This window comes from Candidatus Eremiobacteraceae bacterium (assembly GCA_035295225.1).
Classification (GTDB): Bacteria; Vulcanimicrobiota; Vulcanimicrobiia; order Eremiobacterales; family Eremiobacteraceae; genus JABCYQ01.
The window spans coordinates 1-13,695 of record DATGJI010000031.1; the positions used below are offsets into that span (position 1 = coordinate 1).

Here is a 13,695-nt window from a genome sequence, read left to right on the forward strand (position 1 = left end):
GTCTCTTGAAGTCGGCGGCGCCACGCCGGATCGCAACTTCACCTACTTCGTCGGTGTCGGCACGTATCATCAATCGTTCCGCTACTTCGACGAGAGCAACGGCGCCGGTATCACGCAGCAGTGGGGAACACCCGCGGCGCGACTGCCGTGTCCAGGCAACGCCACGGACATGAATTTCGAATCGTGCTACTCACAAATCGCCGGGGCCGCGCCTGGCACGCGTATCGGGCCAGGCGGCATCGCTCTCGCCTCCCCAGTCGATAGTCTCAACACGTCAGACGTATGGGACTACGAGAACATCGTCAACCTGCATTTCGGCCTGCCGCACCGCAACGACGCCGGCAAGGACGACATCCAGCTGCTGTACGACAACTCGTATCTGCACAACAACTACTACGGTTCCGCGTCGGACTGGGGTGTCACAACTCCGGGATTACTACAGAATCTCAACGGTGCTCCGGTTTTCCCGTACGGGAGCGGACCGTTCACCGGATTGGGAACAAACGGCATAGGCTGGCAATACCTCGGCCGCGTCGGCGGCGTGCTCCCCGCCGGCCTCACCGAAGCCCAACTACAAGGCATGGTCAATCCCGTGTACTTCGCGTATAACCCGGACAGCACCAAGCCATCGCCGTATTTCGGCAATACGCTGGCTGCTATTCCCGCGAATCTGCGCGACGGCACAGCCAACCCCAATTCGATCATCAAACTGCAGTACCAGAAGAACATCGGCACCTCATCGTATTTCCGCATCTACGGCTACACGAACTACTCGGTCTGGCCGCAGACGTGCCCGAATACGTTTGCGACCTCGTTCATCGGGTATTGTCCGCTCAACTACTTCGTACGGACGACAACGAACGGCTTCAGCGCATCGTTTGCGAGCCAGCTCAACGATAAGAACCTCATCAACATCGAAGTCGGCGACACGTTCGCACACGACTACCGCGCGAACGACGACACGATGATCAGCGAACTGGTCGGACTCAACCACAACACGGGAGCCGACTCGTTCCTCTACGCGGTCAACGCGACCCATCCGTCGGCTGGTATTTGCTATAACCCTGCGGGCACGGCCGTCAGCTGCTATAGCGGCAATGCGGTGACCGTCGGACTAGCGAACGCAGCGACAGGCGCCGCGCTTCCCGCGCTTCCCGCTTCGTGCGGCGGCGGCCCCTGCGCATGGTTCGCAGCGGAGAATGGCCAGTATGGCGGCGGCAACCAAGCGGATCCGACGTTCCTCTCCGGATCGATCACGGATCAGTGGAAGCCAACCACGCAACTGCTGTTCAACTACGGTGTTCGATTCGACAGCTTCCGCTACAAATTGTCCGACACCGGCGGAGCCGCGCGCAACTTCTGGTTCAACGCGTGGAACAATTCGTATTGCGTCATCCCCGGCGCTGGTCAGGTACCGGTGTACAACCCGGCCGGCGACACCGGTCTGGGATCGGCCTGTCAGAATGTCGGCGGAGTCCAGTACGTTCCGGCGACCATGACAAACTTGCCGAACGACACGACGCAGTACAATGAGTTCGAGCCCCGCATCGGCGGCACATACACCATCAATTCGGACAACGTGCTACGCTTCAGCTACGGCAAGTATACGCAGGCGCCGAACACGGCGTACGAGCAGTACAACTTGCTGCAGCAGGATCTCGCGTCGTACGACGCCACAAACTTCTGGCCCATCGGTTTCACGACCACGACGCACCAGATCCGTCCGCCGACGTCGAGCAACTACGATTTCTCGTGGGAACACCAGACGGGCGACACGAGTTTCAAGGTGACGCCGTTCTTGCGGCAGACGAAGGACCAGATACAGAACTTCTTCCTCAACCAGAAGACGGGGTTCATCTCAGGACTCAACGTCGGCCGGCAGACGTCAGACGGCGTCGAGTTCGAACTGTCGAAGGGCGACTTCAACCACAACGGTCTCTCGGGATTGTTCTCGCTGACGTTCACGCGCAGCTTGATCAAGTACAGCCCAACGTCAAACGGCGGCAGCGTGCTCAGCACGGTGAACCTCGCCATACAGCAGTACAACTCGTACACGCGCGCGTGCGCGAGCGCGGCACCCTCGACGAATCCGAACGCCCTTTGCGGAACGTTCGGGAACACTAACGCCCTTGCGACCGAAGCCAGCGGCGTCGCCAATCCGTACTTCAACGCACCGGTACGCCCGCTGTTTGACCTCGGTGGTGCATACGTACCGTTCAGCACGATCCCGGGTGCCGTTGAGGCGTCCGCGTTCTCCTACGAAACACCGTTGGCTGCGACGGTCGTGCTCAACTTCAAAGCCAACAAACTCGCCATCTCGCCGCAGTTCCAATACTTCCAGGGCGTACCTTACGGAGATCCGTTGACGGGGTGGGGAGTTGACCCGGCCTCGTGCGCGTCGCTCTCCGGATCTGTCGCCGGAGATCCACGCTACAGGTTCGGCGGAACGGGCACTCCTTTCGATGCACTCACCTGCACCGGCCGGATTCCGACCCCTGATCCGTTCACTGGCAACTTCGACAATCTGGGCGCGTTCAAGGCTCCGAACCAGTTCCTGATGCACGCACAGATCTCGTACGACGTCAGTCCGCGCGTCGCGCTGACGTTTAACCTGGCGAACATCATCAACACATGCACCGGCGGAACTTCGGAACCGTGGACGCGCCTCGCCAGCCACTCGGTATGCGGTTACACGCTGCCGGGTTACGGCGCGCCGCTCGCCTACGGCTCGAACTTCTACAATCCAGGAGCGACGTTCCAGCCGATGCTGCAATACCCGTACCAAGAAAATCCGACGATCCAGCCGTTCAACGCGTTCCTCGGCGTGAAGATCAAGCTCTAGACGCCAATAGACCATCGACCGAGGAATCGGGGCCCCCGCATCGTGCTGGGGCCCATTTCTTATGCGGCTCGGCGCCCGATCTTTCCGAGATGCGTGTCGGAGAACGCCGTGGGGTATTTGAGCCCGTAGCCGAGCATTCGATCGAACGCGATGTGCGCCGTCCAAATCAGCGAGATAGTCAGGCACATTCTGATATCGTCGGCGACTCCGACGAGAGCGAGCAAAACGGGACCGACGTAGCTGTGGACGGCGTTATAGCTGAGAGCCCCAATACTCGGGCTCTTCAGATACCCGAGCATCGAGATATCGGGGGCAAGAAACAACACCGCGAAAAGAAGCCACGAGAAGCCGCCGTGCCAATACAATACAAGGATGAGGCCAAGCGCGACCAGTCCTTCAGCGCGGAGGAGATACTTTGGGCTGCCGCTCACACTCGGAGTATCGTTCATCTATCGAGACCTCAGGCAAGTTCACGATAGTCGTAGGGCAAGCAACGCTTGCCCTACGGCCTTTCTAACGCGCTGTAAGCACGGGTGTCACATGCGCACGCAGGTAGCGATCAGGTCATACGGCTGCCCCGAGGCCGTGCCGCGCGCGTGCACTGTCCATCGCCGCGAGTTGACCACGGTGTACACGTTTGTCGCCTTCGAGGTCGTCTTACCATCGAAGAGTGTACCTACATAGGTGACGCCGTCGGCGGACGTCTGCGATTCAATCGCTCCCGCCGAATCGACGCTCGCCGTCCAGTATCGGTGCGCCGCGTCGCTGTAACCGAGGTATACGTCTTCAGACCCTTGGGCCGAATACAAGTGTCCGTGCAGAGAGTTCCCGGGCGCGACGGAATACTCGGCGAAATACGTCCCTCCGCCACCCGAGCAACTCCATTTTCCGGCCAAGAGGTAGTTATCCCGACTCATCTTCGCGGTGAGGGCGCCCGGTGCGGCGTCCGCTCGCGCTATGGTGAAAAGTGCAAGAACAGACAACGCGCAGGCTGCAACACGAGCGTTCATAGGCTTTCTCCAAGGACGTTCAGTGTGATCAATGACGACGGAATCACGACGGAGACGAATGACGCACCGTTGGGCATTTGTGAATCGACTTCAATCCGTCGTCGTGCGAGTCCCTTTACGGACAGCGGACGAGAATTGGACGCGCCCACGCTATACTTCGACTGTACCTAGCTTCAACGCACCGTCGAGGAGGATCTTCATGGTTCGCTACCTTTCGAGGCCTTTCGTTTTGGTCGTTCTCGCAAGCGTGTCGGCGTCGCTTATGTGCACCCGCACGCCGAGTCTGGGCGCATCGAACGTGAACCAAGGCTGTCTCAGCCAGTGGTTGTTCAACGGCGTGTGGCGCGTGGAAGTGACGGGCTTCGAGCCTTACATGAACGGCGCGCAGCAAACGGGCTGGCAAGTCACCGAGGTCTGGCGCAACGGCACAAGTCAAGGACTAGCTCCGAGTGAGAGCCAGCTCCAGGATCAGCAGCTTGAGCTGAGCAACGGCACGACCGTCGCTGCGAGAGGCTCGACGTCGGGAACGCTTTCCCTCGGCAGCGTGGCGAACAATTCATTCGCGCCGGCCGGCCAGTACACGTACAAACAGATCTTTCTCGTCGACAACCTCGATCCGAGCAATAAGCCCAAGGCCGCCGACATCCTCTTCAACGGCTCGCTGCTGTCACAGATGAAGGACAAACCGCAATTCACGTCGTCGAAATACGATTTTCGCTTCAAACTCGATTGCACGGCGACCGGGGCGGCGGCTCAGGCGCAAGGCGGATCGACACAAATCGCCGCCATTGCCGGCTGCATGAACCAATGGGTCTCAAACGGCGTATGGAAAATGCGCGTGACTGCGGTCAACCCAAATCAACCCACCGGTCAATTCGGCTGGTTTGTCGTTCAGGAATGGCAGAACGTCTCGAACCGGCGGCTCTATCCGGGAGGGCTGCCCGATATGGCTCACGTCGGCGGGCCGGTTTACCAAAGCAACGTGACTGACGAATATCTCGTGACGCAAAGCGGCAACAACGCTTCATCCGCCAATTCGGTCGGCGATCTTGGAGCGCTCTGGAATCACGTCTTTGACCAAGGAGCCACGTGGTCGTTCCAACAAGGCTTCTACTGGTCGCCGTTCGATCCAAGCGATAAACCCGTCCGTTTCTTGGCGACGTTCGATACAAAGGCGCAAAATGCGCTGCCCAACGCACCGCACTACAAGCGCTTGCCGGCGAACTTCCGTATAGACTTGACCTGCACGAAATAGAAGCGGCACTCGGGCGGGAACGTGCGCGCGGCGGCTTCACCGGTTTGACGTCTTGCGTTTTGGCCTGTCGCGCAATGTTCTTGCGACTATCCGCAGCTCTGAGAGAAAGCGAGCTGTCTCTTCGGCCCGTGCGGCCGCGGCGGGTGTGCGAAGTATCGCCGACGGGTGGATCATGGCCATGACGTGGGCCGCATGCGGCGACGGAAGAAACTCGCCTCGATGCTTTGTCAGCCGAAAGCTTGGGCCCATGAGTGCTTGGGAAGCGGTGGCCCCGAGCGTAACGATCACTTCGGGCCGGATCAGAGCGATTTCGGCCTCCAGCCACGGTCGGCACGCTTGAACCTCAAGCCGCTTCGGCTTGGAATGAATTCGGTGTTTCCCGCGCCAGATATACTTGAAGTGTTTTACGGCGTTCGTGAAATAGACTCGGCTCTCGGCAATCCCCGCTTCGCGGAGGAGCGCGCGCAAGAACTTTCCGGCAGGACCGACGAATGTCCGACCCTCTTTATCTTCGTGGTCGCCCGGCTGCTCCCCGACGAACATGACTCGCGCGCGCGCCGCGCCATCGCCGAAAACCGTTTGCGTCGCCGCTTTGTACAGGTCGCATCCTCGACAGCGCGCCGCCGCCGCACGCAAACCCTTGAGCGTCGAAGCGTTCGGCACGTAATCGGCAGCTGATCTTCTTTTTGCTGGCATGGTGCGCGAGTGTCGCAAACAGTTTGTTCCCAGGCGGCGATTGCGCAAACGCCGGCGTACCGGGTATAAGGTGGCGGCAACCATCACTCAGAGAGGTACGATCCACGATGTCACCGCGCAAATGGTCCCAGCGAGTGACCAAGAAAAGTAACGCGCTCGACCTCGAACAAAACGTCTTCGCCGGGGATGATCCCAAGAAAATCGCGCGCTCGCTCAAGCGATCGGCCGAGCACAGTACGCGGAGGAAATCTGAGCCGTTCCGCTCCGCGATGTCGATGCTCAATTTTTTCATCAACCGAGCAGGTAAGAATCTACCGAAATCAAGACGCTCGACGCTCGAGCGGGCGAAGGACGAATTACGTGCCGCCTTTGGCAGACCGCGGGTGGATTGAACTTGTCAGGTCCGCGACATCGGCAGCGGCGAACGAGCGGCTTGCGCCAGATGCTGATGCACGAATGCGATCGCCATGCTGCCTTCGCCGACACTGGCTGCAACGCGCTTTGTTGATCCCGCTCGGACATCGCCGGCGGCGAAAAACCCGGGTACGCTCGTTTCGAGCAGAAACGGATCGCGGTCGCCCGACCAAAGACCGCTTCGCATCGCGCCGGCGCCAGTCACTATATAACCTTGTTCATCTCGATGGATCTCCGGCGGCAGCCACCCCGTCTCGGCGTCCGCTCCGATCAAGATAAGGAGCGCGTCCGCATCTCTTCGAGTCGTCTCCCCAGTCGTGCTATTGGCGACCGCGATTGCTTCGAGATGGTCGCCGCCGAACGCGTCGACGACTTGGGAGCACGTTTCGACGTGCACGTTGGCTTTCGTCTTCAGCTGCTCGATGAGATAGTACGACATGCTTTTTGACAACGCGTCGCCCCGCACGAGCAGGGTGACGCAATCGGCGAAATTGGAGTAGTTCAGAGCCGCTTGACCCGCAGAGTTTCCACCGCCCACCAGATAGATGTTCTTCCCTTGCACCGAGTTCGCTTCGCCGGGAGCGGCACCGTAGTAGACGCCTCGACCTCGCAATCGATCGAGCGACGGGATATCCAGCTGCCGCCAGGACACTCCGATCGCGACGATGACCGTCTTTGCGTGGAGTGTGTCGCCTCCGTCGAGGAACAAGGTGCGCGATGGGACGTCAAGGCGTTGGACGGTCCGAGTCACAGCGATATCCGCGCCTAGTCGCCTCGCCTGCTGAAGCGCGCGCGTGGCTAGTTCTTTGCCCGAAATGCCGAACGGAAAACCCAAATAGTTCTCAATCCGCGAAGACGTTCCAGCCTGCCCGCCCGGAGCTTCTCTCTCGAGGAGCACCGTGGACAGCCCCTCGGAAGCACCGTACACTGCGGCAGCAAGCCCCGCCGGTCCGCCGCCGATGATGGCCACGTCGAACGTCGTGCCTGTTGGTGAAACGCACAATCCTATTGTCTTGGCGATATCCCGAGCGCTTGGGTTGACGAGCGATGTGCCGTCACGAAGCAACGCTACGGGATATCGTTGTTCTTCGACCGACTCGCGCGACCACGACGGAGCGCTTGGATCCTCGGGTGTGAACCAATCGAACTCTACGGAGTTGCGTTCTAAGAACTCGCGCACTTCGTGTCCGGCGTTATCCCATTGGGGTGCGATGAGCGTGATTGTGGGATGGGCCGACTCGGTCGCAAGCTCCTGAAGGCCTTCAACTCTCTCCAGTGCCGCAGCCACGACTGCTTTGAAGAATTTCGGCGACGCCGTGGCCACCACATGGAACTCCTTCGAGTCGATACGCATCACTCGCGAGTTTTCAGTGGCGCGAAAACTTACGAGGAACGGTGAGTCGAGTACGACCGGAACTTCTCCAAACAGATGACCGGCTTCGCGGGTGCCGATCACTCGCTCCGCTCCGTCCATGAACTTCGTCACTTCGAGAAGCCCATCTACCAAGACGAAAACCGAGCGTCGCGATTCACCCTCGTGCACGACGTACTCGCCCGGAAGCACGCGGATGTCGGCGCTCGTCTTGGCCAGATAATCGAGCTCTTTGTCGGCAAGCTCCGAGAAGAGCTGGATCGCGCGGAGTTCAGTGCGCTTGAACATCGTCAATCGAACCAATAGTCCAAAGTTCCGTCGGACCCTTTTCCAGAGCCGCCTCTAAAGATGCCGGCACCGTGCGCCCTCGAACCGGAGTTGGACCGGACTACCCAGAACACGCCGTCAGACAGTATGACGAAGACCCCGGAGGCTCGGCGGTCCCGCTTGCAACCCGCGGCCATGCCGACGGGTTTCGTCGCGTTTCTCTTCACCGACATTGAAGGCTCGACCAAACGTTGGGAACAGAAGCCGGATGCGATGAAGACAGCGGTGGCCCGCCACGAGGTCTTGATCCGCCAAGCAGTCATGCAAAGCGACGGCTATGTCTTCAAGACGGTCGGAGATGCATTCTGCGCCGCCTTCCATAGCCCGCACCAAGCGGTTCGCGCGGCACTCGCGGCGCAACGGGCGCTCCACGCTGAAGATTTTTCCGCGGTCGACGGCCTTAAAGTGAGGATCGGTATCCATGTCGGGCAGGCGGAAGAGCGCGACGGTGACTATTTCGGTCCGACCGTAAACCGCGTCGCCCGCTTGATGTCGATTGGGCACGGCGGCCAGGTGCTCGTTTCGGACGCGGTTCGAGAGCAGATACGAGCCCAAGTTCCTCTTGACGCAACGCTGACCGATTTAGGTCTGCGACGACTCAAGGACTTGATGCGGCCCGAGCGCGTCTGGGGAGTGACGGTAGCCGGGCTCCCGTCGGAGTTTGCGCCGCTGACGTCCCTGGATGCGCGGCCCAATAACCTGCCGGTCCAAACGACGGCGTTGCTCGGCCGAGACGACCAGCTCGGCGCCATAAAGCAGCTCATGACGTCTCGACAGTTCGTGACGATCTGCGGCGCAGGCGGGGTGGGCAAGACGCGATGTGCGGTTCAAGTAGGCGCCGACCTCATCGACCACTTCGAGCACGGCGTATGGTTTGCGGACTTGGCGCCGATATCCGACGCTGGCCTCGTGCCCAGCGTCATCGCGCAAGCCCTCGAAATCAACCAGTCGGGCGATTCGGTCGAAGCCTCCGTCTTGAAATCGCTCAAGCGCAAACAGCTGCTGCTGATACTCGACAACTGCGAGCACCTACTCGAGTCAACGGCGCCGTTTGCGGACGCGATTCTCAAGAACTGTCCGCAGATCCAGGTGCTGGCCACGTCGCGCCAGCCGCTGGGCATCGCCGGTGAATTCGTGCACCGGTTGCCGTCGCTCGAAGTGCCCGACGCTTCGACGACCATCGGCGCCGACGACGTGCTGCGCTTCGGCGCGACCGCCCTCTTCGCCGAACGCGCCGCGGCCGCAGATAACCGATTTGTCCTGACCGCCGACACGGCGCCCATCGTTGCCGATATCTGTCGTCGCCTCGACGGCATCCCGCTTGCGATCGAGCTCGCCGCGGCGCGCGTCAAAGTGCTCTCATTGCGCAACCTCGCCGTCCGCGTGGACGAGCGATTCAAGATCCTCACCGGCGGAAACAGGACGGCATTGCCACGCCAGAAGACGCTGAGCGCGCTCATCGACTGGAGCTACGGCTTACTCGATGCGCGAGAGCAGGCGCTTTTCAATCGGCTCGGCATCTTCGCGGGCGGATTCGGCTTGGACGCGGCAACCGCGATCTGCAGCGATGATTTCGTAGACGCTGCAGACGTGCTGGACCTCCTTTCGTCGTTGATCGATAAGTCGCTCGTCTCTGCCGATACGAGCCGCGATCATGAACGATATCGTTTGCTGGAATCCACTCGCGCCTACGCTATCGAGAAACTTCGGGCTTTCAACCAATATGAGACGCTCAGTTCGCGCCACGCCGAATTCTTTCGCCAATTCGCCCGAGCGGCGTACGCGAACCACCGGACGCGGCCGTCTGATATGTGGCTGCCCGATCAAGAACCCGATCTCGACAACCTCCGCTCGGCTTTAGGTTGGGCGCTTCAAATGGGTCGAAACGCGGAGTTGGGGGCGGATATCGCGGGCGCTTGCGTTCAGCTGTGGTCCGCCGCCGGTCTTGCGGCGGAGGCGCGCAGTTGGATCACCTTGGCGCTCGAGCGAATCGGCCCGAACGCCCGCGGCCGTGTCGCGGCTACATTGTGGCTTGCGGGCTCGACACTCGGAACCGGCGAGAAATTCTACGAAATGGCCGTGCGAGCGCGGGATGGGTTCGAGCAAGAACAGGACGAGGCTGGTATTGCGGACGCGCTCTACTCGGTCGCGTGGCAGGGCGTCGTGATCGATCACATTGATGAAGCGGATGGCGCCGCCGCAAGAGCGCTCGAGATCTACCGAAGGTGCGGTCCGGAACTCTTGCTTGCGCGATGCCTCTCTATGCAAGGAGTCGTCGCCCAGACTCGCGAGGACTACGACACCGCTCGCTCGCTTCTCCGCGAAGCGCTGGCAAGATTTCGTAACCTTGGCGACGACCGGCGGGTTGGCGGCGTCCTCACAAATCTGGGAGGGACCGAATTCCTTGCGGGCGATCTCTTGGAGGCGCAGCGCTGTTTTGTCGAAGCGTTCGAGATCCTCTCGCATCGGAGAAATGCCGTGGATCTGGCGATCGTCCGCGGCAACATGGCGATGACGCTGATCGCCCTCGATGACATCGCGGGAGCGCGCGAGGCGGCTCGAGCCGCGATAGGCCACGCGATCGCGACGCGCGACGAGATGTACATCGCGGACGCGACGATATACTTGGCGTGCGTCGCGGCCCGCAGTGACCGGATGGCAGAGGCTGCTCGTCTGCTCGGATTTTGTCGCCGCCAATACGAATCGGCCGGTCTTCCGAATAGGGTGGGCCTTTTTACACCGGCGAAGTGGTTGACGAAATGGCTCATGGACCGATTCGATGCGGCCGAGATCGAGCGATTGGAGTCCGAGGGCGCCGCGTGGCCCGAGAACCGCGCCGTCGAAGAAGCCTATAAGGCCTAGGGGTCAGCAGAATCTCTTTCGTCGGCTCGGTTAGGCTAGCACCGCACGCAATTCTTCGATCGCTTGGTCTAGTCCCCACGAAGCGCCGATGTTCAGGAGCTTGGCAAGTTGTTCTTCGCCGAACAGCGACCGAAGCGGTTTCAAGAACCAGCCGATCTCGGCATCCACAAATGCGTCACGGCCGAACGCCCGCTTACCGAATTCTTGCTCCGCCCAGCCGACGAGGTAGGCTGCGGATTCCAGGCGATTCTGTCGTATCGCCACTGCGGCGATCGCTTCGGCGATAAACGGAAACCAGAACTCGTAGCGCATGTTGATGGTCTCCTGAAGCACGAAGCGAGCGCTCTCCACTGCCGGATCGATGTCGCCCCGAACCGCAAGGTACATCGTGAGCGCTGTACCCGCGACCGCCTGCACCCGTGCCTCGCCGAATGCGTGCCCCGCGGCGAGCGCCTCGCGCGCTAGCTCAATGGCTCGCGACAGTTCACCCGATCGCTTTTCTAGGCAAGCGCGCTCGATGAGTGCCCACGGGTACTGTGTCGGATTGTCGCGTTGCAATTCCTCGGCTCGAGATAGAAGCGCGGCGGCTACGCCGAGTTCGCCGCGCTTGCGATGCAGTCGACCGAGCTCTTGGAGTGTGACTGACACGCGATGGCGGTCGCCGACCCGTTCCGCCAAAGCGAGCGCCTCCTCCAGTACCGCTTGCGATTCATCGAGTCGATTTTCGAAGCTCAGCATTTGGCCAGCGTAGTAACACGCGCGTGCAAGTGTTCTATCGTCGCCCAGCGTTCGAGCGGCAGCGACCGCGCGCTCTGCCGCCTGGAGCGCCTCCGGCCGCATGGCAAGGGTCATGAGCATCCCCGTTAGCGCAAGCGCGACCGCGACGTTAAGGTCAGAGTCGGTTTCCGTGCTGGTAGCGCCGAGCGCAAGCTCGAGCCACCGTACGCCTTCGTCGTGATACGGTCGGCTGAGCCAAAACACCCAGAGACATTCCGCGAGTCGCGCTCCCAGAACCGGATCGTTTTTCTGAACGAGACTCCACTCCAACACCGCTCGTATGTTGTCTAACTCCGCTTCGACACTCGGCAACCATTTCGGCATCGCGGTCGAATGTGCCCGCTCTTTTGCGAGATTGCCGAATTTCGCGAAATATCCGGCGTGTCGCTCAGCGACAGCCGCGAATTCGCCGTGCTCATTGAGGCGCTCTACGCCGTATTCTCGCAGCGTCTCCAGCAGACGGTATCGCTGCTGCTCAGGACCAAAGTCGACAGCGACGAGCGATTTGTCGACGAGCGAGGAAAGTGTCTCAAGAATCGCGGGTTTCTCTACACGATCATCTGCGCACACGGTTAGCGCCGCGTCGAGACTCCATCCGCCCTGGAAGATCGACAATCGCCGGAAAAGCGCCTTGGCTTCTGCCGAGAGCAATCCGTAGCTCCAATCGATCGTGGCGCGCATGGTTTGTTGACGCGGCAACACTGTTCGGTCAGCGCCCGAAAGGAGATCGAAACGCTCATCGAGCCGTTGGGCGAGATGATCGACGCTGAACATTCTTACTCGGGCGGCCGCAAGTTCTATCGCGAGCGCGATACCGTCCAATCGACGACATATGTCGCCGACTTTCGACGCCTTGCCGTCGCCGAAGCTGAACTGTTCGTCGGCGGCAGACGCTCGCGTCACGAACAAGGCAACGGCTTCGTACTGAAGTGATTCAGCGGCGTTGAGATTGCCTTCACTCGGCGGGAGGGACAGCGAAGGGAGCCGATAGACTTGCTCGCCGCCGACGTTGAGCACTTCCCGGCTCGTGGCCAGTACCGAGACGCGCGGGCAATCTTTGATGATCGCGATCGCGACGCGCGACGCCTCCGCTATCACATGCTCGCAATTGTCAAGGATAAGGAGCAATCGTTTGTCTCGCAAGTAGGACAGCACTTGATCCAGCAGCGGACGATTGCCGAACGCGCGCACGTCGAGGACAGTTGCGATCTGCGAAACGACGTACTCGGGTGATGAGACTTTCGCAAGGTCTGCGAACCAGACCCCATTTCCCGAACCGTTCAGCACATCGGCGCCCACACGCAGCGCCACGCGCGTCTTTCCTACGCCTCCGGTTCCCGTAATCGTGACCAAACGCGATTTCGCTAATAGCGACTTGACCTTGCTCACTTCGGTTTCCCGCGCCACGAAACTCGTCACCTGGACAGGCAGATTACTGCGCGGTACGTCCAGCGCACGCGCCGCGATATGACCGAATCTATCGTCGAAAGCCTGAGAGGGCGCTTCGCCGACTTCGGCGAGAGCTTTTCGGCAGCGATCGACTTGGTCTATTGCGCTTGCGCTTCGTCCGGCCTCCAGTTCCGCCTCGATAAGGGCCGCGTATGCGTCTTCAGCGTATGGATTGCGCGCGATGAGCGTGCGGGCCGCTTCGGGATCTCTTGTCGTGGCCACCATTTTCGCGAGTACGCTTTCGTAGAGCATGGTGAGCCGCTCTCGTTCAGCGGCGGCCCATGGGTCATAGTCTCCCTCGAGGAAATCACCTCGATACAGCTGGAGCGCTTCTTGGAGCGCGGCGGCTTCATCTCGACCCGCAAGCGCCGCGAAACGCACAGCATCTACCGTCGTGTCGGCAGACCATCGGATCACAGACTTGGTTGCCACCAGGAACCCATCGGCATCGGCGCCTGCCCTTCGAAGGCAGCTTCGTATCGAATGAAGCGCGGTATTGAGACTGTTGCGAGCGTTCTCGGGCTCTACGTCGGGCCAGAATATCTCGAGAAGCCGTTCGCGGGCTGAATCGGTTCCCCGGTTCATCACAAGAAAAGCCATCAAAGCCCGGGCTTTACGAGTGGCCGGGTTCGGTGGTAAGAGTCCGTTCACACTAAAGGCGAATCCGCCAAGTGTGACAAGGCTTGACGAT

The 13,695-nt window shown here is 60.5% G+C and carries 9 protein-coding genes; 5 read left to right on the forward strand and 4 right to left on the reverse strand.

From position 1 onward, the window contains the following. Nucleotides 1-2,842: TonB-dependent receptor (locus VKT51_05370; protein ID HLJ83584.1), on the forward strand; the 2,842-nt coding region annotated here is incomplete at its 5' end. A gap of 59 nt (nt 2,843-2,901) precedes the next feature. Here the strand turns inward: VKT51_05370 and VKT51_05375 are convergent. After that, the gene (locus tag VKT51_05375) at nt 2,902-3,291 is read right to left on the reverse strand and encodes a DUF4260 domain-containing protein (protein HLJ83585.1); all 390 of its coding nucleotides are present in this window, start codon (nt 3,289-3,291) and stop codon (nt 2,902-2,904) included. 87 nt (nt 3,292-3,378) lie between these two features. Further along, the gene (locus tag VKT51_05380; GenBank protein HLJ83586.1) at nt 3,379-3,852 is read right to left on the reverse strand and encodes a hypothetical protein; all 474 of its coding nucleotides are present in this window, start codon (nt 3,850-3,852) and stop codon (nt 3,379-3,381) included. A 199-nt stretch (nt 3,853-4,051) separates the two neighbouring features. On the opposite strand from VKT51_05380, the gene VKT51_05385 reads away from it, so the two are divergent. The 3 genes from VKT51_05385 to VKT51_05395 all read left to right on the forward strand — a co-directional run bounded on the left by VKT51_05385 (nt 4,052) and on the right by VKT51_05395 (nt 6,195). After that, nucleotides 4,052-5,107 carry a hypothetical protein gene (locus VKT51_05385; protein ID HLJ83587.1) on the forward strand — a complete coding sequence of 352 codons (1,056 nt, stop codon included), beginning with the start codon at nt 4,052-4,054 and terminating at the stop codon, nt 5,105-5,107. Between the two features lie 165 nt (nt 5,108-5,272). Further along, nucleotides 5,273-5,785, forward strand: a complete 513-nt coding sequence (locus tag VKT51_05390; protein HLJ83588.1) for a hypothetical protein — start codon at nt 5,273-5,275, stop codon at nt 5,783-5,785. Nucleotides 5,786-5,910: 125 nt separating this feature from the next. Continuing rightward, nucleotides 5,911-6,195 (forward strand): DUF3175 domain-containing protein, encoded by a 285-nt coding sequence (locus VKT51_05395; GenBank protein ID HLJ83589.1) that lies wholly within the window; start codon nt 5,911-5,913, stop codon nt 6,193-6,195. Nucleotides 6,196-6,200: 5 nt separating this feature from the next. Here VKT51_05395 and VKT51_05400 read toward each other — a convergent pair whose 3' ends face one another. Beyond that, the gene (locus VKT51_05400) at nt 6,201-7,877 is read right to left on the reverse strand and encodes an FAD-dependent oxidoreductase (protein HLJ83590.1); all 1,677 of its coding nucleotides are present in this window, start codon (nt 7,875-7,877) and stop codon (nt 6,201-6,203) included. A gap of 159 nt (nt 7,878-8,036) precedes the next feature. Between VKT51_05400 and VKT51_05405 the strand changes: the two genes are divergently transcribed. Next, nucleotides 8,037-10,778: an adenylate/guanylate cyclase domain-containing protein gene (locus VKT51_05405; protein HLJ83591.1), complete on the forward strand. Its 2,742-nt coding sequence runs from the start codon at nt 8,037-8,039 to the stop codon at nt 10,776-10,778. 30 nt (nt 10,779-10,808) lie between these two features. Here VKT51_05405 and VKT51_05410 read toward each other — a convergent pair whose 3' ends face one another. After that, nucleotides 10,809-13,436, reverse strand: coding sequence for a BTAD domain-containing putative transcriptional regulator (locus tag VKT51_05410; protein HLJ83592.1), 2,628 nt, complete (start codon nt 13,434-13,436; stop codon nt 10,809-10,811). Between the last annotated feature and the right edge of the window lie 259 nt (nt 13,437-13,695).

Bases quoted from the DNA above. Each gene is read 5' to 3' on its own strand.
- VKT51_05375 (HLJ83585.1), bottom strand. From the start codon at position 3,291: ATGAACGATACTCCGAGTGTGAGCGGCAGCCCAAAGTATCTCCTCCGC.
- VKT51_05380 (HLJ83586.1), bottom strand. From the start codon at position 3,852: ATGAACGCTCGTGTTGCAGCCTGCGCGTTGTCTGTTCTTGCACTTTTC.
- VKT51_05385 (HLJ83587.1), top strand. From the start codon at position 4,052: ATGGTTCGCTACCTTTCGAGGCCTTTCGTTTTGGTCGTTCTCGCAAGC.
- VKT51_05395 (HLJ83589.1), top strand. From the start codon at position 5,911: ATGTCACCGCGCAAATGGTCCCAGCGAGTGACCAAGAAAAGTAACGCG.
- VKT51_05400 (HLJ83590.1), bottom strand. From the start codon at position 7,877: ATGTTCAAGCGCACTGAACTCCGCGCGATCCAGCTCTTCTCGGAGCTT.